Source organism: Providencia sp. Je.9.19, assembly GCF_051129765.1.
Taxonomy (GTDB): Bacteria; Pseudomonadota; Gammaproteobacteria; order Enterobacterales; family Enterobacteriaceae; genus Providencia.
Genome location: NZ_JBCPSS010000004.1, coordinates 196,306 through 220,830 on the forward strand (window position 1 = coordinate 196,306; position 24,525 = coordinate 220,830).

The 24,525-nt window shown below is 39.4% G+C and carries 19 protein-coding genes; 9 read left to right on the forward strand and 10 right to left on the reverse strand.

What is annotated here, in order from left to right:
* Positions 1-10: 10 nt before the first annotated feature.
* Positions 11-1,462 carry a deoxyribodipyrimidine photo-lyase gene (phrB, locus tag AAZR93_RS15555; protein ID WP_434720330.1) on the forward strand — a complete coding sequence of 484 codons (1,452 nt, stop codon included), beginning with the start codon at positions 11-13 and terminating at the stop codon, positions 1,460-1,462.
* Between the two features lie 85 nt (positions 1,463-1,547).
* Positions 1,548-1,856 carry a monooxygenase gene (locus tag AAZR93_RS15560; protein ID WP_434720331.1) on the forward strand — a complete coding sequence of 103 codons (309 nt, stop codon included), beginning with the start codon at positions 1,548-1,550 and terminating at the stop codon, positions 1,854-1,856.
* Positions 1,857-1,861: 5 nt separating this feature from the next.
* Here AAZR93_RS15560 and AAZR93_RS15565 read toward each other — a convergent pair whose 3' ends face one another.
* Positions 1,862-2,647 carry a class I SAM-dependent methyltransferase gene (locus tag AAZR93_RS15565; RefSeq protein ID WP_434720332.1) on the reverse strand — a complete coding sequence of 262 codons (786 nt, stop codon included), beginning with the start codon at positions 2,645-2,647 and terminating at the stop codon, positions 1,862-1,864.
* Between the two features lie 1,217 nt (positions 2,648-3,864).
* Between AAZR93_RS15565 and AAZR93_RS15570 the strand changes: the two genes are divergently transcribed.
* Genes AAZR93_RS15570 through AAZR93_RS15585 form a run of 4 tightly spaced genes read left to right on the forward strand, consistent with a single transcriptional unit; the run spans position 3,865 to position 8,817 of the window.
* Entirely contained in the window at positions 3,865-4,452 is a 588-nt protein-coding gene (locus AAZR93_RS15570) for a fimbrial protein (protein ID WP_294107079.1), read from the forward strand.
* 52 nt (positions 4,453-4,504) lie between these two features.
* On the forward strand, positions 4,505-5,197 hold the full coding sequence (locus AAZR93_RS15575) for a fimbrial biogenesis chaperone (protein WP_294107078.1): 693 nt from the start codon (positions 4,505-4,507) through the stop codon (positions 5,195-5,197).
* A gap of 49 nt (positions 5,198-5,246) precedes the next feature.
* Entirely contained in the window at positions 5,247-7,739 is a 2,493-nt protein-coding gene (locus AAZR93_RS15580; protein WP_434720333.1) for a fimbria/pilus outer membrane usher protein, read from the forward strand.
* 13 nt (positions 7,740-7,752) lie between these two features.
* Positions 7,753-8,817 (forward strand): fimbrial protein, encoded by a 1,065-nt coding sequence (locus AAZR93_RS15585; protein ID WP_294107076.1) that lies wholly within the window; start codon positions 7,753-7,755, stop codon positions 8,815-8,817.
* Positions 8,818-8,880: 63 nt separating this feature from the next.
* On the opposite strand, the gene AAZR93_RS15590 is transcribed toward AAZR93_RS15585, so the two are convergent.
* From AAZR93_RS15590 to AAZR93_RS15625, 8 genes are all read right to left on the reverse strand, one after another.
* Positions 8,881-10,407 (reverse strand): DHA2 family efflux MFS transporter permease subunit, encoded by a 1,527-nt coding sequence (locus AAZR93_RS15590; protein WP_294107075.1) that lies wholly within the window; start codon positions 10,405-10,407, stop codon positions 8,881-8,883.
* A 16-nt stretch (positions 10,408-10,423) separates the two neighbouring features.
* The gene (emrA, locus tag AAZR93_RS15595) at positions 10,424-11,596 is read right to left on the reverse strand and encodes a multidrug efflux MFS transporter periplasmic adaptor subunit EmrA (protein WP_294107074.1); all 1,173 of its coding nucleotides are present in this window, start codon (positions 11,594-11,596) and stop codon (positions 10,424-10,426) included.
* 509 nt (positions 11,597-12,105) lie between these two features.
* Complete coding sequence (locus AAZR93_RS15600; RefSeq protein ID WP_336430690.1) at positions 12,106-12,369, reverse strand: SemiSWEET family transporter; 264 nt, start codon at positions 12,367-12,369, stop codon at positions 12,106-12,108.
* A gap of 19 nt (positions 12,370-12,388) precedes the next feature.
* Complete coding sequence (locus AAZR93_RS15605; RefSeq protein WP_434720334.1) at positions 12,389-13,564, reverse strand: MFS transporter; 1,176 nt, start codon at positions 13,562-13,564, stop codon at positions 12,389-12,391.
* Positions 13,565-13,826: 262 nt separating this feature from the next.
* Positions 13,827-14,135, reverse strand: a complete 309-nt coding sequence (locus tag AAZR93_RS15610; protein WP_434720335.1) for a type II toxin-antitoxin system RelE/ParE family toxin — start codon at positions 14,133-14,135, stop codon at positions 13,827-13,829.
* A 14-nt stretch (positions 14,136-14,149) separates the two neighbouring features.
* Positions 14,150-14,377 carry a type II toxin-antitoxin system Phd/YefM family antitoxin gene (locus tag AAZR93_RS15615; protein WP_294107070.1) on the reverse strand — a complete coding sequence of 76 codons (228 nt, stop codon included), beginning with the start codon at positions 14,375-14,377 and terminating at the stop codon, positions 14,150-14,152.
* A 129-nt stretch (positions 14,378-14,506) separates the two neighbouring features.
* The gene (locus AAZR93_RS15620; RefSeq protein WP_434720336.1) at positions 14,507-17,593 is read right to left on the reverse strand and encodes an efflux RND transporter permease subunit; all 3,087 of its coding nucleotides are present in this window, start codon (positions 17,591-17,593) and stop codon (positions 14,507-14,509) included.
* The gene (locus AAZR93_RS15625; RefSeq protein ID WP_434720337.1) at positions 17,590-18,681 is read right to left on the reverse strand and encodes an efflux RND transporter periplasmic adaptor subunit; all 1,092 of its coding nucleotides are present in this window, start codon (positions 18,679-18,681) and stop codon (positions 17,590-17,592) included. The genes AAZR93_RS15620 and AAZR93_RS15625 overlap by 4 nt, the downstream gene beginning before the upstream one ends.
* 271 nt (positions 18,682-18,952) lie before the next feature.
* Here AAZR93_RS15625 and AAZR93_RS15630 point away from each other — a divergent pair, with 271 nt between their 5' ends.
* Both AAZR93_RS15630 and AAZR93_RS15635 read left to right on the forward strand, forming a co-directional pair.
* Positions 18,953-20,998, forward strand: coding sequence for a TonB-dependent receptor domain-containing protein (locus AAZR93_RS15630; protein ID WP_434720338.1), 2,046 nt, complete (start codon positions 18,953-18,955; stop codon positions 20,996-20,998).
* A 410-nt stretch (positions 20,999-21,408) separates the two neighbouring features.
* Positions 21,409-22,266, forward strand: a complete 858-nt coding sequence (locus tag AAZR93_RS15635) for an alpha/beta hydrolase (RefSeq protein WP_434720339.1) — start codon at positions 21,409-21,411, stop codon at positions 22,264-22,266.
* A 5-nt stretch (positions 22,267-22,271) separates the two neighbouring features.
* Here the strand turns inward: AAZR93_RS15635 and AAZR93_RS15640 are convergent, their stop codons facing one another.
* Positions 22,272-23,204 carry a LysR substrate-binding domain-containing protein gene (locus AAZR93_RS15640; protein ID WP_294107065.1) on the reverse strand — a complete coding sequence of 311 codons (933 nt, stop codon included), beginning with the start codon at positions 23,202-23,204 and terminating at the stop codon, positions 22,272-22,274.
* Between the two features lie 703 nt (positions 23,205-23,907).
* On the opposite strand from AAZR93_RS15640, the gene AAZR93_RS15645 reads away from it, so the two are divergent.
* Positions 23,908-24,513 (forward strand): ankyrin repeat domain-containing protein, encoded by a 606-nt coding sequence (locus tag AAZR93_RS15645; RefSeq protein ID WP_294107064.1) that lies wholly within the window; start codon positions 23,908-23,910, stop codon positions 24,511-24,513.
* Positions 24,514-24,525 lie beyond the last annotated feature (12 nt).

Sequence of the window (24,525 nt, forward strand, 5' to 3'; positions counted from 1 at the left end):
GAGGAAAGCGGTGGCAGCAAAACAAGTTTGTCATCTTATCTGGTTTCGCAATGATTTGAGAGTCACAGATAATAAAGCGCTTTCCTCCGCCTGCGCTGATCCGCAGGCGAAAGTGATTGCATTATTCACCGCTACGCCACAACAATGGCAATCGCATGATGTTTCTGCACGTCAAATTACTTTTTTGCATCAAAACCTCGTTGCATTACAACATTCCCTTGCACAACTCGGTATTCCGTTAGTTTGTCATACTAGCGCGAGTTTTACTGAGGCCGCACAATGGGTGCTTGATTACGCCAGCGAACAGCAAGCGGATGCACTTTTTTTTAATCGCCAATATGAGATAAATGAAAAGCAACGGGATGAGTGGTTAGTCAAACAATCTCATGCCTTACATATTCATGCTTTTGATGATGCTTTACTGCTTGCTCCTGGAACCGTGAGCAATCAAAAAGGCGAAATGTACCAGGTCTATACACCATTTCGGCGTGCATTTACCTCTCAACTTGTTGTCACTGATTGCCGTTCGTTAACTGTGCCAGAAAAACGCGGTAAAGCCCTCGAAATTAACGAAACACAACCGTTGTTTGCACATGCTGCGGCTGATATCTCGCCACAATTTGTGGCCGGAGAGCAAGCCGCATTACAGCAACTGAGACAATTTTGTCGTGAGCGTGTCCAAAATTATCAACGAGATAGAGATATTCCCTCAGTCAATGGAACCAGTCAATTATCCCCTTATCTAGCCATTGGCGTATTATCTCCACGACAGTGTTTTAACCGCTTACATGCGGAAAACACTCAGGTATTAGATTCTCCAGACAGTGGCGCTTTTACTTGGCTTAATGAATTGATTTGGCGTGAGTTTTACTCTCATTTATTAGTTGCTTTTCCGCGACTTTGCCGTCATCAACCGTTTATTGAATGGACTCAACATATTCAGTGGAATAACTCCCCTGACGATTTTAATGCATGGAAAAACGGACAAACAGGCTACCCCATTGTGGATGCAGCAATGCGTCAGCTAAATGAAACGGGTTGGATGCATAACCGTTTACGTATGATTGTGGCCAGTTTTTTAGTAAAAGACTTGCTCATCGATTGGCGCAAAGGCGAAAAATATTTTATGAGCCAACTGATTGATGGCACATTAGCGGCGAATAATGGGGGCTGGCAATGGTCAGCGTCAACAGGGGTTGATGCATCACCTTGGTTTAGAATTTTTAACCCAACGACCCAAGGAACCAAATTTGATCCACAAGGCACATTTATTCGCCATTGGTTACCTGAGTTAATGTCGGTGCCAGATAAATATATCCATACACCTCACGAATGGGCTGATAGTAATCACATTCAGCTCAATTATCCAACACCGATAGTTGACCATAAACAAGCGCGATTAAACACCCTAGAGGCTTTTGAGGCCGGAAAGCGAAATAGTTTGAAATTATCATCACCGTGATTGCCCTAAAATAGCGTTCAAGAATAATCAATGTAATATATGAATTTAGCCGTTATTATAATAAATCCAAATAAAAGGAGATGATATGCAGGTTATTTTACAAGTAGATTTCCCTTACCAAGGGCCTTGGGGCGATGAAATGACAACAGCGATGAATGAATTGGCTGAGTCTATCAATCAAGAGCCGGGTTTTATGTGGAAAATTTGGACGCAAAACCAAGAAACACAAAAAGCAGGCGGTATCTATCTCTTTGCCTCAGCAGCCGAGGCGCAAGCTTACTTGCAAAAGCATAGCGCCCGCTTGAAATCCTTCGGTATTCCAGCCGTTAACGGTGAAATCTTCGAGGTGAATACTGCGCTTAGCCAGCTAAACCAAGCGCAATTTATCAAATAACGCAATTAGCCTTGAAATTCAAACAGCATGACGTCTGAGGTAAATGAGCCATCTTCCTGTACTGCAAAATAGCTTTTTGCCTCATCGCTTAATGTGCTTTGATATAAGCGAATAGCCTCAATTAGCGGTGCTGGCGTTCTCATCCGCTTAACCCAGCTAGTAAATTCAAGCTCTAAACGAAAGCTTTTAATTTCACGAACGAATAGCCCTGCATTATTAAACATACCAGACCATTCCCCTGCGGAATAGTCGCGAATATGAGATGTATCCCTCAGTACTTCCACCGTTTGCAGATAAATATCCAGTAAAGGGTGTCCCGGTGAAACAACATCGATGAAAATACCTCTTCCTCCGGGTTTTAATACGCGACGAACTTCACGTAAAGCCCGCTCAACATCATGCCAATGATGAGCAGAGTAACGACTAATCACAATATCAAAAGTATCTTCAGCAAAAGGCAATGATTCCGCAGTGCCTTTACAAGTCGTAATGTTATTGAGACCACGTTCTGTCGCATTTTTTTCGACTACTGTTAACATCGCGTCTGATAAATCATAAGCCGTCACAGAACATACCAGAGGGGCGGCGCCGAAACTGGCATGCCCTGCGCCACAGCCTAAATCAAGTACATTGGCCTCATTACTGCCACTGAGTGAATGTATTAAGACCTTTAAATCCTCGCCCTGTGCATGAACTTGGCTGGTTAAATATGAATTTGCCTGTTCGTCAAATTGTTGGTAAACCGCTTGATGGTGTGTTTTCACTTTTTGTTTCCCTACGTTTTTCCACATGAAATGAAATATAATTATTTATCCATCAAAACAGAAAATGATTGAAAAAGCACCTATTTGAGCCAATAAAATAAGCAATTTATATTTAGAATACGGTATAACGCACGTGGTCAGAACTCTTTCAAGCAAGTCGAGCCACTTTATGAAATCGAAATAGATCGCCCAAAACTCGCCTTTCAAAATCTGATTTCGAAATCGAGTTTATAAAAATTTATCGTTTAAAAACGATCAGTTTCGTCCTCTTATTTTTTATACGCAGCAAGCTTAATGTAAATTTAATATTTGCTTAAAAAATTAAGTAATTACACCTAAACTATGAATTAGTTATAAAGTTAATTTTTATTCTGCCGATAATAGCTGAGTGATAAAAATAGAGAGCTTATACGGTATAAAATTTAACTTTAACCATAAAAGACCTCGTAATTAATATGGGTAAATATCGAATATGGCCAATTTAAAAAAAACCATAAAGAATATTATTGATGAAAAAATAATCAAAATGTTTTTTAAATGCCTGGTTAATAATAATGTCATACAAATAAAATATAATTGCTAAATCACCCTAATTAAAATTAGCACTTATTTAAATATTAAAAATATCTATATATTAATTAAATAATTGAAACATTAGACCAATTAAAAGCAAATAATCGGAATATTAAAAACAATGATTACTATAAATAATCCTAAGTTAGCAAATAATCACCAATAGCCTTTTCATTTAACATACTGATTTAAAATAATTTAAAACATCATTTTTTACATAAATTCACTATTTGCAACAAGTTATTAACTCCAACAATATCTACAATATTTATATAAAATATCATTTTAAATTAAAACTTAGAATAAAAAATCATATATATAATTAATATCGACATATAAACCACAATCACCCATCCTAAGTGTACCCATTTCAAGATATAATTTTTATATATAAAATGACTAACTTTCGCCCTCTGTTTAAATAAATGATTACACGTATAATGACAGGCTATCATTTTTGATATAAGTCAAATTATCTAAAATAAATAGAAAATAAAACATTAATCACTTTTAAAGTGATTACGTTTTGCTATTGATTTTTTAATTTCCTCTTACATCTAAGTAATTAAAAAATTGCTTTAATGATTAATTAAAATTTTTTATTAAATTAAAAATTTAATATTTTACTTATTTACCATCGTCATGAATAACAACTCTTCTCGGAGAAGAAAATGAATAATAAATTTGCATTATCTGCTGCCACAGCTCTTATTTTATCTGCAACACCAGCTTTATCAGCGGATAATGCGGCAGGTGGTGTAATTAACTTCAGCGGTGCAATTACTGATACAACTTGTACAATTAATGGTGGAAAAAGTGCAGATTTTACTGTTGCATTGAATCCTATTACTGCAGCTGATGCAGGTATTACTACAGGTCTGATTGATAAAAATAAAAAAACAATCGCGTTAACTTTTTCTGACTGCGCACCCGCAGCAAAAGCCATTGATACCCCATTAACCATTCATTTCTCATCTGCAGATAATATCTCTACTGACGGTAATTATTTGCAAAATACGACTGTAAATGAAAATGATGTATCTGTTGCGCGTAACGTCGGCTTTGCTATTGCAAAACCAGGTACTAAAACAGCAATTCCATTAAATAAACCCTTTGTAACTGATATCAAAGGCAGCGCGACTAACCCAGCTAAACCTGAGTCATTAGCCTTAGATATTTACTACTATAAAACCAATGCATTACCGGCAAAAGTAGGTAGCTTGAGTTCTAACGTAACTTACACAATTTCTTACCTGTAATGATTAATAGCCAAGTTAAATAACTAACTTGGCTATTTTTGAGCGAATGAATATGCGTATACTTATTTTACTTTCTTTAATATTTAGTGTTAATTCCGCATTTGCCAATATTGTGGTCAATGGCACTCGCGTTATTTATCCGGCGAGTAATAAAGAAACTATCGTACAATTAATTAATAACGGTAATGATCCCGCCTTGGTACAATCTTGGATTGATGATGGTGATATCAATTCAACGCCAGAAACTGCTAATGTGCCATTTTTACTTTCACCTCCAGTTATAAAGGTTTCAGGTAATGCAGGCCAGCAACTGCGAATTAAAAAATTACCCTCTTCATTGCCAACGGATAGAGAATCTATTTTTTATTTAAATGTTCTCGATATTCCCCCGACACCCGATAATTTACAGGGACAAAATACGATGCAGTTGGCTATTAAAACGCGTATTAAACTGTTTTATCGTCCAACTAACTTACAAAGTATTTCAGAGAATGCAATTTCAACCGTCGAAGCGAAAGTTGAAAATCAAGGATTTCGCCTCACGAATACAAGTCCGTTTTACATCACCATTGCCAATATCAATGACGACAAAGGCCAAAAAGTACTTTCTGAATCGTTAATGATCGCCCCATTTTCTAATGTATTTGCACCTGCAAAATCCCCCGTAAAGCAGGGTAAAACCTATAGTTTGCTATATGTTGATGATTTTGGTGCCTATAAAGATAAATCGATCGTTGCGCTGTAGCTTTATCGTAAAAAGAACAACAATCCCACCAGTTAGAGAACCTGTAATAATGAAGCAGTACGGCCATCATAAAAGCCTGTTGGCAATATGCCTACTTTTCGCAACATCACCGAGTTGGGGAGTTAATTTTGACACCTCATTGCTCGCAGGTGACTCTGCAAAGTCAGACTTAACTCGCTTTTATGAAGACCAAAATATGCCTGCTGGTATCCAAGAAATGGATATTTACGTCAATAATGACTGGAAAGGCCGTTATCCGTTCACCTTTACTGGCGATGACAAGAAAATATATCTTGAACAAAAAGAAGCCATGTTGCTCGGGGTATCTCTCCCTAAACTTGACACTGAGCAATATGACTACTCATTAGAACAAATTGTTCAGGGAGGAAGCTATAGTGTTGATGTTAGTACACTAAGTATTAAATTATCTGTACCACAAAGTTTCGTTTTACGTACCCAAGTCGGCTACGTGCCTCCTGAGTTTTGGGATAGCGGCGTACCCGCAATGATCTTTTCCTATAACACCACTTATTATAAAACGAAGAATAAAAATGGTGCTAAATTATCCAGTGATGACTTTTATAGTGGTTTAGAATCCGGTCTTAATATAGGTTCTTGGCAATTTCGAGATAACAGTACCGTCAGAAAGTACTCTGGTGAACAACTGAAATGGCAGAATAATACCCGCTATATTCGAAAATCATTACCGATGCAAAAATCCAATTTATTAGTGGGTGATTTCTATACACAAGGTAATTTATTCGATTCTATGCGGATCCGTGGTGTTTCGCTCGCCTCCGATATCAACATGCGTCCAAGCTCTCAACAAGGTTTCGCCCCTATAGTTAGAGGTGTCGCACAAACAAATGCGCTGATTAAAGTTCTACAAAATGGCAGTGTTATCTATCAAGAAAGTGTCCCTCCGGGGCAATTTACCCTTGATAATATTCAGCCTACAGGCTCCGCAGGTGACTTATTAGTCATTGTGCAAGAAGCCAATGGACAAGAACAATCCTTTACTGTCCCCTTTTCTGCCGTTCCGGGTATGTTAAAGGAGGGGGTCAGTAACTATGCATTATTTGCAGGAAAAGTGAATCAGGACGGAGGAAACTACACTCCTTCTTTTGTACAAGGTACTTTTGAGTATGGTTTTAATAATTTAATCACCGGATACATAGGCACTATCGCCAGTGAAAATTACCGAGCCTATTTAGTGGGTTCAGGTTGGAATCTCCCTATTGGGGCAGTTTCCGTTGATATTACCCATGCAGATACACAATTACTGAATGATTCGCAACATGGGCAAAGTATGCGTGTCTCTTATAGTAAATTTTTAGATACCACAGCCACTAACTTCACCTTAGCGGCCTATCGTTATTCAACTAAAGGCTATTATAGCTTTAATGATTCAATTCATGCTCACGATGGCTATCGCTCATACCAAGAATCTATTGATTTGTATAAAAAAAATCAAAAAAATAATCAAGAAACACCCGCAGTTGATCTTAATACTTGGGATTCCATGCGAGGCGCAAGACCCAAAAATACCTTCACCATCAATTTAAACCAACGACTACCAGAAAGCTGGGGCACATTTTATGTTTCAGGATCGCAACGTGATTATTGGGCAACCATACCTGCAACACGAGAATATCAACTCGGCTATGCCAATTCTTATGCACAGATGAGTTATTCATTGTCAGCAAGTCGTGTACGAGACGGACAAGGAAAAGAAGAAAATCGCTACTATTTGTCCCTAAGCTTGCCTATGTCGTTATTCGATAACAATATTTGGGTCAGTTCTGGTTTTACCGCCACCGGCTCCGGTTACCAACAAAGTACCCTTTCATTAAGTGGAACCGCCCTTGAGGCAAATCGTCTTAATTATGCGTTTTCTGGTAGCAATCAGCAAAATGGACAAAATATGGCCAGTGCCAATGTCACCTATCGCGCTAATGTTTCCACTTTAGGGGGGTCATTAAGTGAGTCCAACGATTATCGTCAAACAGGTTTAAGTGCCCGAGGTAGCTTAGTGGCTATTCCTTGGAATGTGCTCATTTCTAATGAAGTAGGCAGTACCATGACCATTGTGAAAGCCCCTAAAGCTGAAGGGCTCATGATTAATGGCGACCAAAGTATTGTCACGAATAGTGAAGGACTCGCGTTAGTGCCTTATGCAATACCTTATCGAAAAAATGCCATCACGGTTACTAATACAGAAGAGACGCAAGGTGCTGAAGTCATTGGAAATATAGCCAATAGTGCCCCGCTAGAAGGCGCAGTTAGTGTCGTCAATTTTAAAACCGATACCCGTAAAAACTGGGTGAGTCGTGCATTGTTTTTTGATAACAAAGCACTCCCTTTTGGCTCAGAGATTTTGAGTATTGATGGGGAATCAATCGGCTATGTCGGACAATCTAGCGTGCTTTATTTGAAAGCCGAAAACTTCCCTAAAAAAGTCGTCGTCCAATTAGCTAATGGCAGTTGTACTATCAATGAATTGACTGAAAACCTTGATAGCTCACCCGCTATTTGCCAATAAAGAGATGTGAATAATGATTAAGAATATCCTATCTTTATGCTTATTTTTATTTAGTAGCCTGAGTTATGCTACTTGTTACAATAGTAATATTCGCTACGCACCGCCGATTAATGTAGATTTATCCGATAAGCTTTCCCCCGCGACTCCCGTATGGATAACTACAATTCCAACGCAATATGCAGGCAGTTTTAACTGTACGACTTATGAAAGCACCTTTGGCTATATTAAAATTCTAAGTACCAGTAGCCATGATGCGACTGTTTTAAGTTTTAATGAGGGCAAATATAATATTCGTGCAGAAATTACCAATAACATCCCAAATCTAACGATAAAAAAATGGGGTAGCTATTCTGCTGCCCAATTAAATGCCTCAATGACAATTAAATTTTCATTGGTCTCCCAAAAGGGAGAAAAAATACAAGGCAATACGGCGAACTTACGTGATGTTCTTATTGTGACTGATTTAAGCGGTTTAAGCTTCTTTGAAATATTACTTTGGCTACCCAAACAAATCCTTAAAATTGCCTATTGGTTACTTAACGGTTTTCAATGGCCTTATGATCAACGCGATATGTATAGCCAACCAATGAATATCACTTATTCACCCAAAATGACGACCTGTTTATTTCAAAATGCAGGTTTAGTGGTTACATTGCCGACTTTAGGACGTAATCAGGTCTTAAATGATACCAGAGCAGGCTACACACCATTTAGTTTAAATATGCGCTGCGAAAATTTGGGCAATAAAAATACCTCTGAACGTGATATTGATATCTTCTTATCCAGTAATAACTTGCTCAGTACTGATCGCACCGTTTTAATTGATAAATCACCAAATGCGGCTCAAGGAGTCGGTCTAAGATTAGTTAAAACCAGTGATAACCAACAGCCGGTGCTCATTTCAACCAATACCAATAGCCGTGGTAATGCCACATCGCTTTTTTATGTCAAAGCAGGTGGGCAATTAGAATCTAATTTTATGATCCCGATGGCGGCTTATTATTACCCATGGGCGCCGAAACAAGTTACTCAGGGCACGATCAAAACCACCGCCATCTTGAATGTAGTGTATCCATAAAATAAAAATAGGGCGCAATTGATATCCCCTTGCGCCCTATTTATATGACTTTGAATGGATTATTTACTTATTCGCATTGCCACCAAATGGCGGTTTCGCAAACCAAACCGTGATAATCAAAGCAATAAACACCCAACCACATAACCAGAAGATTTCGTTTGCCGCAATAATCAACCCTTGGCTAGTTATCTGCTGCGCAATAAATCCAGAAGTTTGCTCTGATGTCATTCCATGCGCAGCCATTTCTTGATACATCTGTAACGACTCTGGATTATAATCTGTTATATAATCAGTTAGTTGGCTATGATGCACCGCTTCCCTATCACTCCACATCGTTGTCGTAATCGATGTACCAATTGAACCAGCTAAAGTACGGAAAAAATTGGCCAAACTTGATGCCGATGCTAATTTTTCTGGTGGTAAGCCCGATAATGTTAACGTAGTTAATGGCATAAAGAAGCAGGCAACCGCCATACCTTGTACCAATTGAGGCCAAACTACCGCAGAGAAGCCCATACTCGGCTCAAATGTATATGCACGCCAAAAGAAGCAGATTGCATAAAATACAAAGCTAAAGGTGACTATCCAGCGGATATCAAGAAAATCTGATAACTTAGCGACTGGTGCTGAAAATAATACGGGCAATAAACCAATTGGCGCTAGCGCCAGTCCAGCCCAGGTTGCCGTGTAGCCATATACCTCCTGTAACAGTTGAGGTAGTAAGACAATCGCGCCAAAATAGGCCATGTACGCCAAACTGACCGAAATGGTTCCGATGGTAAAATTTCTCGACTTAAATAACGAAAGTTCTACGATTGGATTTTTATCAGTCAGTTCCCAAATGACAAGGAAAACTAACGCAACTGCTGAAAATACAGCTAAAATTACGATTTCTTTAGATGCTAACCAACCTAACTCTTTGCCTTTGTCTAGCAACACTTGAAGGCAACCCACACCGACAGAAAGTAGCGCCAAGCCAATCACATTGAATGGCACTTTGACCACTTTTGATTCCATACCTTTGAATATTATTGTGCTCACAATAATAACGAAAATACCTAAAGGCACGTTCATAAAGAAAATCCAGCCCCAATGGAAGTTATCACTAATATAACCCCCAAAAATAGGACCAAACACGGGTGCTAAAATAATCGTCATCGACCAAAATGCTAAGGCCATATTTTGCATTTTCGGCGGGTAACAACGCATTATTAAGCTTTGGGAAAGTGGGATCACCGGCCCTGCTACCGCGCCTTGCAACACGCGATACATAATAAGCATACCCAAACTATCGGAAAACCCGCACAACAGAGAAAAGATGGTAAATAACCCCGTTGCCCATAAGAAAACACGAATTTCACCAAATCGTTTCGCAAGATAGCCCGAGATAGCAATAGAAATGGCGTTTGATACCCCAAATGACGTGATAACCCACGTTCCTTGAGATACCGAAACCCCCAAGTTCCCTGCAATTGTCGGAATAGCAACGTTTGCAATTGTCGAATCTAACACTTGCATAAACGTCGCCAAGGACAATGCAATTGTTGCCCAAACTAGCTTTGTGCCCTTTAGTGGTTGAATATCTGCCACAGCCACTCCTTTCGGGCTAATCCGCGTTATCGTTAATGATGGTATCGATAATCTGATCGACATCGTTCAATTTCAGCACCAATACATCACTTTCAAAAGCGGGTGCCGTTCGTTGAACTTCAGCCAAAACAGGGCCGTTGAGATCTTTAATATCAATCGTCACATTCATCGATAAACCAATACGCAACGGATGTTTCGCGACTTGCGCTGGGTCTAATTCAACACGAACAGGGAGACGCTGAACCACTTTAATCCAGTTACCCGTCGCATTTTGAGCAGGTAATAGCGAAAACGCACTGCCCGTTCCCATATCTAGCCCAACAACAGTCCCGTTATAAACAATATCATCCCCATAGAAATCACTGTTTATCGTCACTGGCTGACCAATCCGGACTTTTTCTAACTGAGTTTCTTTAAAATTGGCATCAACCCAAACTGGCTGAATAGGAACAATCGCCATTAATGAGCTTTGAGAGCTAACTTGTGAACCCACTTGGACGTTACGGCGGGAGACATAACCTGTCATTGGGCTTTTAATTTCAGTACGTTGCAAGTTAATCCATGCGCTGCGAACACTATCTGCTGCCTGCTGTATTGCTGGCTGTTTTTTCAATTCCGTATTGCGTAATAGCGCTCGGTTGGCATTATATTGCTGAATTGAAATCTCCAGCGCAGCTTGAGCCAATTGCACAGCCTCTTGGGAGTGTTGCAAATCTTCTTTAGAAATAGTACCACTACGCCCTAACGCAATACGTCGCTGATTATCTTTTTGCGCTTGCGCAAGGGATACGCGATTTTTTTGAATTTGAGCCTGATATTCGTCGCCATTGATATACAGCTCTTTCGTCTTGCGCACCGTGGTGGCGAGATCGTGTTTTGCTTGTTCAAAAGTCAACGTCGCATTGGTTTTATCTAAGACAACGAGTACATCACCCGCCTTCACTAAGTCTGTATTTTCAAAATTGACTTGAGTGACATTACCCGTTGTTTGCGCAATGATCGGGATTTGTAATCCAGCAACATATGCGTCATCGGTATATTCTTGAAAGCGCAAGACTAAAAACCAATAAACGCCATAGGCAACAAATAAAAGAATGATAATAATTGAAGCAAATACCATCCATATTTTTCTTCGTTTTTCATTTGTCGTTTTTTGATTAGATTCATCTGTATTTTTTGGTTGGTCCATAATAACTCTCAACGTCGAAATTAATTATTCATTCTATCTGTTATATTTACGAACTCTCTGCCATAAAGCAATAGAGAACTGTTTTTAAATAACATAAAAATAGAATAGAACAATAATATGATATCTTTTATATCAGTTTTATCAGCTACTGAACTTATCTAATAACTTAGTAATTAAAATTAATATATATAAATAACATAGAGTTAAATCATTAATGTAAGGTCAATGTTAAATAAAATGAAGGCTATATCTAAATATGATATTAACTATACCATAATGATAATAAGTGTAATTGAATACACTTAAGGTTAATGGCTTTATAGAGCACATCTTAATATGATTAGATGATGAAATTCAATCTACGAGTAAATGATGTCATAATATAAAAAATTATGGACTCATTTTTCACATCATTATTTGACTAAATATCCAAAGATATATTAAAACATAGTCGAAATGAATAATTATAAACGTAGATCATTGACTGCATCTGTATACAGTCAATGAATTCATAACGCAGTAATAAATGCAATCAGTCCAAATATAACCCCAGGAACATTTGCGAAGGTAATTGGCTTATTCTTTAACTTTATTCCATACCAGAGCCATAGAGCACAGTTAAGTGAAGCAACCGCCGCTTGCATTGGATGGGTTTTATTTCCCTCAAGATTCCCTAGAATTTGTGGAATATAGGCCACATACATACTAAATGCAGTCAAGGTCGCAGCCCATCCAAGATAACTGATATATTTTGGCATATTTTCTGATGACAATTTTTATCTCCTCAATAAACTAATGACGATAGATCGAACGACCTATAAAAATAGATGTCATCACGATAGCCAATAAAACCGCAACTGCCGCCGCTAAATAGATACCTCGATAATGAATATAAGCCACCGTCATACCCGCGAGTGGGCCAGTTATCCCATAGGCAATATCTTGAAAAGCGGAATATCCACCTAGTGCCGTACCTCGCATTTGAGGCTCAACGGTTTTCACAACTTCCTTACCAATTGCAGGGTAGATAAGTGAACATCCCATCCCCGTCAGTGCCGCACCCACTAGTGCCACGCTAAATTCAGGCGCAAAACCGAGCACTACTAACCCAACACACTCGATTGATAAAGAAATCTGCGCAATTCGATAACCGTTGAATTTATCGGGTAAGCCGCCAAAAAAGATACGTACCAAAACAAACGCGCAACCAAATGCTGTGAGGGCTAGCCCTGCATTTCCCCATTGATTAGATGCAAAATAGAGTGAGATAAAAGTACTGATCACAGCAAAGCCAATGCCTTGTAGCGCCAATATAGCGCCCATTTTCCAAATTTTGCGCAAGATAGACCAAAACGACACCCAACGTCCTTGCAAAGGTAAAACTGCTTTTACCGTGCCGCTTATCAGTAATGAAATACAAGGTAGCAACATAATGACACCGGCAAGTGCTGCAAAGCCAAGATGTTGATAAATCATCAACCCTAATGGTGCCCCGACAGCAAGAGAGCCATAAATAGCCATTCCATTCCAAGACATTACCTTTCCTGCGTGTTCAGCGCCCGCAAGCCGCATTCCCCACGTTAAATTCCCTGTCAATAATTGACTCTCCCCTAAACCCAACACTAAGCGCCCCATAATCAAGAGTGAAATTTGGCAGGCTGGCCCAAGGGGTAAAATAACTGCGAGCAAACAAAACAGACCAGATAAACCACAAGCTAACATGCCCTGTAATGTGGTTCTTTTGGCACCTTGTTGATCAGCTAAGCGCCCTGCATAACCCCGAGTCAGTACCGTGGCTAAGAATTGAATACCGACCACGACACCCACCCAAATATCGTTATAGCCAAGCTCTTGATAGATAAACAGTGGAATAACAGCTAAGGGAAGGCCAACCGTCATATACGAAAAAAACATAGACGTGGCAAGGCGTAATAGCGGCCATTGTGAGCGGGTTGGGGATGTATTCATGATGAAAGGTGCCTTACTCATCAATACTGATTTGGACACCTTGAAACTAGATTAATGAATTAAAAATGTCAATCATACTTGTTTTGAAATTTTTGTTTTGCCTCTAATGTAGCAATTTTTCATTAATATGATTGATTATTATTAATTTAACTTAAACATTATTAATTGCAGTAAATTTAACTAATAGATTAGTGCTACAGAAATAATTTCTAGGGAATAAAAAGTTCACATGGTACATATAGAAATCACTAATAATCTAAATTTAGCGTTCAATGATACGATTAAATAATAGCTTTTGTATATCTTGTCGTTGATGCAAAATAGCATGAACAGTAACAACATTGCCTTTGTTTTCATAGGAATAAAGAAGAGTGTAATTTTCAGGCGATATATATCCCCTATATTTAGTTACACCTATTTCCTGTAAATATACATGTACTCCACAACATTCAGGAAAAGGATTCAGATGCCGTTCAAACCTATCAAGAATAGTATTAACTAATTTTTTATCCAATCCTTGGTCTTTTATAATACTTAAAAATGTTTCCGTGTACTTAAAATTAATTATCATCCTACAGCTCCAATTTACAGATTATCCAATAACTGGCTACGCGAGTAGAGCTTTCCTTCTTTGCTATCTTTTTCTGAAATAGATAAGAGCTTAAGTAAAGCAATAGTATCATCTCTCTTTTTTCTATCTTCATATGACTCAATGACATAAGCTGGCACACCATTTTGAGTAACCAAAATTGGCTCAGAAAGTTCAAGTGCAGCGGCATGTTTTTTAATATAACTAATCGTTTCAATTTTCATTAAGAATTCCTACATGCATTTTCAGGTAACTAGACCAAATATAGTCTATAGGTGGACTAAAAGTCAATTTACTTCCCGATCAATAAAGAAACAATAGTAAAAAGCCGGTCATTTATAGACCGGCAATTTTTACCACTCTTTGACATCTCTATCGGTTTGCGTGACGGAAGTCAGTTTGGCTAATAGAGGCAGTATTTTTTGTTTTAAATCATCCATTAAACTGTAAATTACGGGAACAAAAAGTAAGCTCAATATCGTGGAACTAATCAGCCCACCAATAACCGCGATAGCCATCGGTGCTCTAAAGCTAGCATCTGCCCCTGTCGTCAACACTAACGGCACCATGCCGGCAATCATCGCAAACGTGGTCATAATTATCGGGCGAATACGTTCCTGTCCTGCCTCTAAAATAGCCGTTTCGCGATCAAGACCTGAACGCTCTTTTTCAAGGATAAACTCCACCAGCAAAATTGAGTTTTTCGTCACAATCCCCATAAGCATTAAAATACCGATGATAACGGGTAAATCTATCATCGCACCATAAAGCACCAGTGCGATAATCGCGCCACCGATAGAAAACGGCAGAGCCACTAAAATCGTAATCGGCTGCATAAAATCTTTAAACAGCACAATTAAGATGGCAAAAACTAGCAAAATACTTAATACCATCGTAGTGCCAAAGCGTTCAAACATATCAGTCATATATTCCATATCGCCGTATTCGACCTGTGAAACACTATGGGGTAATTGTTGATACTCAGGCAATTGCATCACACTCTCAATGGCTTCCCCTAAAGTAATACCCTCTAAATTAGCTTCAATCACCATTTTACGTTGACGATTTATTCGCTCAATCTGTGAAGGCCCATCACTAGAGTCAATTTTCGCCACCGATTTGATAGGAATACTTTGTTCCCCTGCGCTTTTCACATATAAATTATTCAATACCTCAATATCATTTTGTTGATTTTGAGGAAGAATAACCTGCAATGCTAATTGCCTATCCGGTAGATTAAATTTGGCACTGCGAGAACTGGCTTCTCCCATCGTAGCAATGCGTAGTGTCGTGGAAATATCGTCCACATTCACCCCTGTTCGCCCTAAATCAACCAAGTTTGGCGTAACAAGTAACTCTTTACGCAATAACGGTTTCACCACCTGCACGTTTTTAAATCCAGCAGTTTTGGCTATCCCATTGCGCAATGCTTGAATCGCTTTTTCAAGCTCTTCAGGGTCGGTACCGGTAAATACCAACGAAAACTCTTTGCTACCATTACTGTTACTAAAGCTATAACGCGCATCAGTTTTTTGGCTCAACCACGGTGACACTGATTGTTCAAATTGCTTTTGTGATAACTCACGCTCACTTGGCTCCGTTAAAGTTAAAATCATTTCCCCCTTGTGTTGAGCAACACCCTCTGAATCATCCGCTATGCCTGCAATGGTATAAACGGATAAAATTTCAGGCCTATCTTTTAATTTCTCAGCAATTTCATTAATTTTTTGCTGAGTTTGCTCAACAGGTGTGCCTGGCGATAACTCTATATTTATCTGGCTTACACTAATATCACCATCAGGCATAAAACCAACGGGTAAGAAGCTAGTGATCCCAACGGAACCAATTAAAAACACCCCAGCAACAGATAAAGCTAATTTACGATGTTTCAAGGTTGCTGATAAAAATCGGGTATATCGCACAATCCAATTGGCAACCTTCATTCCTTCATGTTGCTGTTTTTGTGGTAATAAAACATAAGCTGCCATCAACGGTGTCACAAGGCGAGCAACCAATAATGATGATAATACTGCCGCAGAAACCGTGACACCAAAGGGCACAAAATATTGCCCCACAAAACCACCAATAAAGCTCACCGGTAAAAAGACGGCCACAATCGTCAATGTAATGGCAACAATCGCAAATCCTATCGCATCAGAGGCTTTTAGTGACGCCAGATAAGGGCGCTCTCCGCGCTCAATATATTTTTGAATATTTTCAATTTCAACAATGGCATCATCGACTAAAATACCAATCACCAAGGTCAATGCCAGTAATGTAATGCTGTTTAGGCTGTAATCAAACAGAGCCAAAATAAAGAACGTCGGCAAAATAGACAATGGTAAAGCAATCGCTGCTACTAACGTTGCTCGCCAGCTTTTTAAGAAAAAGAAAACGATAACAACGGTTAAAAATGCCCCTTCTAATAAGGTTTGAATGGTTAAATTAAAACTTGATTCGGTATATTTGACGGTCGATGAAATTAAGCTAATTTTGACCGCGGGATTCGCCGCTTGCAGTTTGGCAAGCGCCTGTTTTACCCCTTCAGCCACTTGCGTATCACTGGAACCTTTCGCTCTAAAAACCGCAAATCCCACCACCTCTTCACCATCAAACTGTGAAATGGATTTCACATTTTTATAGCCATCGTACACATTTGCAATTTCACCTAATTTGACAGATTGTTGGTTATCCATCGGTAACATCACATTGGCGATATCATCCACAGCATGCTTTTCACCCAGAACACGGATTGTGTGCTGTAAGGTATTGTATTTAGTACTACCTCCTGCGGAATTTTGATGTACATTGCGCAGTAATTCATTAATAGTCGCGATTGATATCTGCATTGCAGCCAATTTTTGAGCATCCGGTTCGACACGAATAACGCGCTCAACGCCGCCTAATCGACTCACTTTCTGCACACCCGGTACCGCCACTAGCTGCTTACTGACGGTGTCATCCACGAACCATGATAAATCAGCGATAGATTCGGTATCAGAAGAAACCGCATAACGTAAAATTGCACCACCTTCCACATCAATTCGGTTGATAAGCGGCTCATCAATTGTTTGAGGCAGCTCTGCTCGAATTTGCCCTATCTGCTCGCGCACATCATTAGTCGCCACATGAGCGTTCACGTTAAGGTTAAACTCAATGGTTGTTGATGATGACCCCTCGGTTATTGATGATGAAATATGGCGAATACCCGGAATACCCGATACCGCACGTTCAACTCGCTTGGTGACTGCATTTTCTAGCTCCGTTGGCGATGAACCATCTTGCGTCACCGTCACAGTAACAATCGGAAAAGTAATTACCGGATTCGCCGTCACCGGTAAGGTATTGAATGAAAATATTCCGGCAATAGTTAACACCAAAAAAATCACAATAGTAGGAATGGGTCTGGTGATGGCCCAAGATGATAACTGTAATTTCATTGGCTATCCTTCACTGCAATAACAATGTCATCCTGCGACAAAAACGCTTGTGCATAAGTTACAACGTCTAAATTTGTCGCTAAAGGACTGAGAATTTCCACTCGACCATTTTGTATTTTCCCCGTTTGTACTTTTTGTTTTGTCACAACCCCTTCGGTCACGGTGAAAACGAAACGCTCACCATTTGTTTCCGTTCTAATGGCGCTATATGGCAAAGTAAGTTGTTCCTCGGGTGAATTGGCGTAAACCAGCGTCGCAATTTCCCCTATACGGATACCGTTGGGCGCCTCGTTCAAGGTGACTCGCATTTTACCTAATTGTGTTAATGACGCTATTTTCGGCGATAAATAACGTAATTTACCCAAAAGTTGCTTATTTTCATCTAATTGAATAACAACGGGATTTGAACCTCGAATTCGTGCTAATTCCGATGAATGAGCGGTGGCTTCAAATTCAATTTCATTATTTTCAATTAATTTAAACAGCAACGCATTATCAGATAGCGTGCCGTTCATGGCGTAACGCTCACTAACCACCCCTGAAACGGGGGCGATAATCTTTGATTTATCTTCTTGGCTCTGTTCACGCGTTAATTGTGCTTGTAGTTGACGCAACTCAGCCCGACTCGCCTCGAGCAAGGCTTGCTGTGATAGCGCTTCTGATTTCGCTTTACCGAATTCATTCGCGGAAATTACCCCTGTTTTAGCCAGTGGCATGAGGCGCTGTAACTCTTTTTGTGACTGTGCCGTTAGAGCTTGTTGCTGCTTAATGTAAGCGGTCGCTTTCTCTGTTTCCGCTTGTAATTGCTTCACAGCCGCACTTTGAAGTGGTGATTCAAGCGTAGCGAGTAACTGCCCTTTCTCTACCCATTCACCTTCTTCAACAAAAACTGCTGTCACCCTTTGTTGCTGTAATGGCGATCCGATAGAAACCTCATTTTTAGCCACAAACTTTCCTGGAATGTTGACAACATCAATCGCCATAGTTTGTTGTGGATTAGTCACACTCAAGCGCATCGCCTCAGCGCACACCAGTTTGGGTGCGATTAACACCAATAATCCTGCGATCATCAAAAATATACTTCTCATTAGCCTTTAAGTTCCCCGAGTAGATAGCAGAGCTAATGTAAGTTCACATTGTGGGAAACTCCATAAACCAAAGTTAAACCTTAATTTTCCATTAAGGTTGGCACGCTTCACAAAGCTAGATGCATTTTTATGTCTGAGATCAAATCCTGACCATAAATTAGTTAGGCAATTATTTATTTCTTACTTACTTCAATGGTATTATCGATAAAGAATATGATTATTATTATCATTTATATTTATTGTTTCAATTTACCGGGGTCTAGGAATAATTATGTCTAAGCCATACCACTACACGCTTCTTGCCGCAGGTGTTTGCACGGCACTCTCTTCTTTTGGCGCTACTGCCGCAGAAAACTCAGATACCATGGTCGTCAGTGCATCGGGCTATTCACAGCAATTACGTGATGCCCCTGCGAGTGTGACTGTAATTACTGCTGAACAATTACAAAACAAACCGGTACGTGATTTAGCCGATGCGGTTAAAGATGTCGAAGGTGTCAGCATCGTAGGTGCAGCGAATAAACAAGATATTAATATTCGTGGCTTGCCCGGCGAATACACCTTAATACTCGTGGATGGTCGTCGTCAAAATAGCCGTGAATCTCGCCCGAATGGCAGCGGTGGTTTTGAAGCAGGCTTTATGCCGCCTGTTGAAGCAATTGAACGTATTGAAGTGATCCGTGGTCCTATGTCTTCCCTGTATGGTTCTGATGCCATGGGCGGCGTTATCAATATCATCACCAAGAAAGTCACTAATGAGTGGCACGGCAGTCTATCGACTGGCGCTATTGTGCAAGAAAACAGTGATAGCGGTAACTCAACAGATGGTAATTTCTATCTATCTGGACCATTAATGCAAGATAAATTAGGTTTGCAATTATATGGCGGCGGCGATTATCGCCAAGAAGATAAGATTATTGGTGGACATAATAAAAAAGAAAATAAAAGTGTTACTGCCAAATTAACTTTTACCCCAACAGATAATCAAACTATTTTAGTTGAAGCAGGAAGAACTACACAGGAAAGGGATGAAACTCCAGGTAAATCTATAGATGAATACGCTAACCGCGCTGGAGCACAAAAAAATCCTAAATCAGAAACGCACAATACCCGTGATCACGCAGCATTAACTTATAAAGGTGAATGGGATAGTTTCAATACAGAATTGAGTGTTTATCAAGAACAGACCAAACGAAAAACTAAATCCCAAGAGTTGAGCAAAACAACGGGTCACTGGGAAGGTGGCTATGAAGCTAGAGTTCCTGAAATCACCAATACGGTTGTTGATGGAAAAGTGGTAGCTTTTCTACCCGACAACATTCTAACCGCTGGGGGGCAGTACCAGTACTCTAAATTGAAGGACAGTTCTCTCGTCTCGGAAGGGGTGATGGAAAAAACCAGCATGTCTGTCGATCAATCCGCGTTATTTGTTGAAAATGAATTTACCGCCACTGATAACCTGATCTTAACGGGTGGACTACGTTTAGATCATCATGAAACCTATGGCAACCACTGGAATCCACGTGGTTATGCGGTTTACTACCTAACCGATGAAATCACCATTAAAGGTGGTGTATCTTCCGCATTCCGAGCACCAACGTTACGTGAAGTAAGTAAAGGCTATGGAACTGCAACTCAAGGTGGTAAAGGTGTTATTTATGGTAATCCAGATCTAAAACCCGAAAAAAGTGTCAGTGAAGAAATCAGTATTGCCTATAATCATGAATCTGGTTTTGACGCTAGCCTAACCTTCTTTAATACCGATTTTAAAAATAAGTTAACGAGTTATGCAACTGGTGAAAAGGAAACTAGTACTGGCCTATTTATCTACCAATATGACAATGTAGGTAAAGCCAATATTAAAGGTGTGGAAGTGGCAACTGGTATTCCTATCGCCCAAGATTGGAAACTCAACTTGAACTACACTTACACCGATTCAGAACGTAAAAGTGATGACGAGAAACTGAAAAATGGTACTTCCCTTAAAGGCTACCCATTGGATAAAACACCAAAACATTTAGCGAATGCAAAATTAGATTGGAACTTCAATGAAGACCTAACCTTGTACACTCGTGCTCACTATGAAGGTAAGCAAGTTTGGGCAGCCCAACGAAATAGCCATACAGGAGCCCGCTATCGTAGCGCATACACCACCATGGATGTCGGGGCTACTTATCAATTACTGAAAAATACTAAGCTAAATTTAGCAGTATTAAATATCGGTAATGAAAAAGGACCAAAAATTGATGAAAAAGGTGGCAACTGGGACGTTGAAGATGGTCGCCGTTATTGGGCGAACGTGAATTTCACCTTCTAATTGATTACCTTGTTAATTTTTGCGGGCTACCTATTACATTAAAAGCCATTCGAGTTGCATATAGGCGACAAGGGAAGGTATCCCGATGAGCATACGAAAGTATGTAATTCGGGGAGCTGAGCGTAGCCAACACCCATGCAATTTAAAGGATGATGAGTAGATACTCTAAATCATTCGAGTTGCATGTAGGCGACAAGGGAAGGTATCCCGATGAGCATACGAAAGTATGTGATTCGGGGAGCTGGGCGTAGTCAACACCCATGCAATTTAAAGGATGATGAGTAGATACTCTAAATCATTCGAGTTGCATGTAGGCGACAAGGGAAGGTATCCCGATGAGCATACAAAAGTATGTGATTCGGGGAGCTGAGCGTAGTCAACACCCATGCAACTTGAAGGATGACGAGTAGATGAATAAAATCATATTAAGTGGCCTATTACTGTGCATGACAACCAGCGCTTGGGCTCGCCCAAGCCAAACCATCCCAAAGCTGGATGAAAATGTCAGTCAGTTTTATGATATTCAGCAAACTGATATGAATTATGGTGAACGAGTCTTACGGATATACAGCGCCGTACCTTATAACGTTACGGCTAAGCGGCCTGTACTGTATATGCTTGATGGTAATGGGTTATACCCATTAGTCGTCAATAAAGCTATCAGCAAGTTTCCATCTGACTCATTGCCGATTATTATCGGTATTGGCTACCCTGTGGATGAAGCCTTTCCCAGTAAAATCCGCACTTACGATTACACCCCAAAAGTTGCAGGTGAAGCCTTTCAAGAAGGTGGCGGTTCTGATGGGTTATATCAATTCTTACAAGAAACTATCAGGCCATGGGCTGAACAACAATTTCCCCTTGATAAGCAAAAACAGACCTTATTTGGTCACTCATTTGGCGGATTATTTACCTTAATGGCTTATCAAAATCATCCTAACGATTATCAATCTTATGTCTCTGCCAGCCCGTCACTGTGGTGGGGCGAAGGGAAAATGGTAGATATCGCCAAACTCACTGATAAACAAGTGGCTTCCCCCATTAATATTACCCTAGGGGGACTTGAAGAAAAACCTGATTTATCACGGTTAACGGATGAGCAAAAGAAAAATTACCAAGTGAGAAAAAGCTGGATTACAGCACGCCAAATCTGTGACGAAATCCAAAGTCATGGCCGCATCTGTAATTTCACATTATTTGAAGGTAAGAATCACGGTAGCGTAATCCCTGATGCTATCAATAAAGCCCTCGAGATTGCCACTCAGTAACTTTTCTAGTGAATGGGTTTTAGCAAATCGCTGTATAGATTAGCTAAAATCCCCTTTCCAACAAATTCTCTTCGTATCCACTGAGTTACCAGCCCTGTTGCCGAATGTTGTGTCGCTAATAACAGATGAGAGTCCTGTCTTGGATTTTGAATTTTTTTGATCACTAATAAACCATTTTTTACATGTTCTTTAATCAAATAATCAGGCAGAAAACCGATTCCCTCACCTAGCATCTGACATTGACATTTAGTATTAAAATCAGGCACCTGAATAGCTTCTTGACCATGTAACAACCAGCCAATACGTTTATTGATGGTATGCGCCGTATCTTCCACCATAATGTTGGGATATAACCGTAATTGGCTTTCTGCAATAGGTTCAGGCATTAGCGCTAACGGGTGAGTGGATGCGATAGCAAATTCCCAATGAATAGCGCCAATCTCAGTATAATCAATACCGCCACCGTCCATTAACGTACCCGGGGCACCTATTGCGATATCAGAAAGATTATTAATAATCGCATCCCATACCCCGTTATACACTTCCGTCGTCACTGTAATTTGGCATGTTGGAAATTGTTTTTTAAGTATTTGCAGCAACTTAGCCGTATGGTATGGCGTATATAACAGTTGGTTAATACAAATACGCACACGAGCTTCAATACCTTGCTCAATAGAATAAATTCCTTTTTTAATCAAATGGAAGTTATTTAATAAGTCCGTTGCTTTGCGATAAAAATAATAACCCGCTTCTGTCAGCTCGATATTGCGTGTATCACGAATAAATAGCGCTACATCCAAATAGGTTTCTATGCGTTTTATGGTATAGCTGACCGCCGATGTGGTAATACCCAATTCTTCTGCGGCCTTACTAAAACTAGCAAACTTAGCTGCCGTAGTGTAAGTCAGTAAATTTTCTTCAGTAAAAATCGAATTCATTACTTTATTCCCTAAATAATGCTTAAAGCCTGATCTACACATACCCTAAATAATTCGAGTTACAGGTAGGCGACAAGCAAAGCTATCCCGATGAGCATACAAAAAGTATGTGATTCGGGTAGCTGAGTGCAGTCAACGACCCTGTAGCTCGAAGTATGACGGATATATTTGAATTAAATTCAACAGCATATAAAACAGTCTATATTTTAATCTCTTTTCATAGGTTAACAGAAATATTCATCTAGACAGAATATTTATTTGTTTTCCTTTGATTTTGTAAAATTGATGTAATATGAGAAAGGACTATTTATATTCGAAATACCTAATATTATTGAATTAAATACTAAAACTAAGATTTAACATTTTAATCTTTTTTGATCAAAAAAATCACAACATTAACATTTTAAAAACCTTAAATTTGAACTGCGTCACAGATCTGATTAAATCATTTATTGTGCCCTTAATTAATAAAAATAAACCAACAATTTTGGTCTAAAAACCCCCTAAAACCATCCAAAAAGGTCTGTAAACAATGCTTTCACGCACAAAAATAGCCAATTATTGAATTTAACTCAACAATGAAGGGCCTTATTGATGAATTAAATTTAAATGGATTCTTTTTATAGGTCGCAGTTGCTATGCTTTAGCCATATTAAATAGTGTTCAATTTCTATTTATCAATTTTAGTTATCAGGAGAGCGTTATGACTTCCAGCACACTGGTTCAAGAATTTCTAACCGCAGCGGAACAAGGCCAATTAGATATATTAAAAAAATGCCTTGATAACGGTATTGATATTAATGTGACAAATCGTCAAGGCCGCACCGCAATCATAAATGCCAGCCTAAACAAACATTATGAATGTGTTTCACTGCTAATTAACGCAGGTGCTGATATTGATAAACAAGATCAAACTTGTTTTAACCCTTTCCTACTTAGCTGCTTAAATAACGATTTAACGCTATTACGTTTGGTTTTACCTGCAAATCCTAATTTGGATTTATTAACTCGCTTTGGTGGCGTAGGTATTACACCTGCAAGTGAAAAAGGCCACGTAGAAATCGTTCGTGAGTTACTCGAAAAAACAGAAATGAATGTTAACCACACTAACTTTGTTGGTTGGACACCGTTACTGGAAGCTATCGTACTCAATGACGGTGGCGACAAACAACAACAAATCGTTAAGTTGCTATTAGAGCATGGTGCTAACCCTCACATGACTGATAAATATGGTAAAAAACCATTAGAGTTGGCAAAAGAAAAAGGCTATACCGAAATTGCAGCACTTCTCGTTGCGGCTGGTGCATAAGCACTGAGCGAT

What these genes read in the sequence shown, in the direction of transcription:
- AAZR93_RS15560 (WP_434720331.1), top strand. Translation starts at nt 1,548, where the DNA reads ATGCAGGTTATTTTACAAGTAGATTTCCCTTACCAAGGGCCTTGGGGC.
- AAZR93_RS15565 (WP_434720332.1), bottom strand. Translation starts at nt 2,647, where the DNA reads ATGTGGAAAAACGTAGGGAAACAAAAAGTGAAAACACACCATCAAGCG.
- AAZR93_RS15570 (WP_294107079.1), top strand. Translation starts at nt 3,865, where the DNA reads ATGAATAATAAATTTGCATTATCTGCTGCCACAGCTCTTATTTTATCT.
- AAZR93_RS15575 (WP_294107078.1), top strand. Translation starts at nt 4,505, where the DNA reads ATGCGTATACTTATTTTACTTTCTTTAATATTTAGTGTTAATTCCGCA.
- AAZR93_RS15580 (WP_434720333.1), top strand. Translation starts at nt 5,247, where the DNA reads ATGAAGCAGTACGGCCATCATAAAAGCCTGTTGGCAATATGCCTACTT.
- AAZR93_RS15585 (WP_294107076.1), top strand. Translation starts at nt 7,753, where the DNA reads ATGATTAAGAATATCCTATCTTTATGCTTATTTTTATTTAGTAGCCTG.
- emrA (WP_294107074.1), bottom strand. Translation starts at nt 11,596, where the DNA reads ATGGACCAACCAAAAAATACAGATGAATCTAATCAAAAAACGACAAAT.
- AAZR93_RS15605 (WP_434720334.1), bottom strand. Translation starts at nt 13,564, where the DNA reads ATGAATACATCCCCAACCCGCTCACAATGGCCGCTATTACGCCTTGCC.
- AAZR93_RS15610 (WP_434720335.1), bottom strand. Translation starts at nt 14,135, where the DNA reads ATGATAATTAATTTTAAGTACACGGAAACATTTTTAAGTATTATAAAA.
- AAZR93_RS15615 (WP_294107070.1), bottom strand. Translation starts at nt 14,377, where the DNA reads ATGAAAATTGAAACGATTAGTTATATTAAAAAACATGCCGCTGCACTT.
- AAZR93_RS15620 (WP_434720336.1), bottom strand. Translation starts at nt 17,593, where the DNA reads ATGAAATTACAGTTATCATCTTGGGCCATCACCAGACCCATTCCTACT.
- AAZR93_RS15625 (WP_434720337.1), bottom strand. Translation starts at nt 18,681, where the DNA reads ATGAGAAGTATATTTTTGATGATCGCAGGATTATTGGTGTTAATCGCA.
- AAZR93_RS15630 (WP_434720338.1), top strand. Translation starts at nt 18,953, where the DNA reads ATGTCTAAGCCATACCACTACACGCTTCTTGCCGCAGGTGTTTGCACG.
- AAZR93_RS15635 (WP_434720339.1), top strand. Translation starts at nt 21,409, where the DNA reads ATGAATAAAATCATATTAAGTGGCCTATTACTGTGCATGACAACCAGC.
- AAZR93_RS15640 (WP_294107065.1), bottom strand. Translation starts at nt 23,204, where the DNA reads ATGAATTCGATTTTTACTGAAGAAAATTTACTGACTTACACTACGGCA.
- AAZR93_RS15645 (WP_294107064.1), top strand. Translation starts at nt 23,908, where the DNA reads ATGACTTCCAGCACACTGGTTCAAGAATTTCTAACCGCAGCGGAACAA.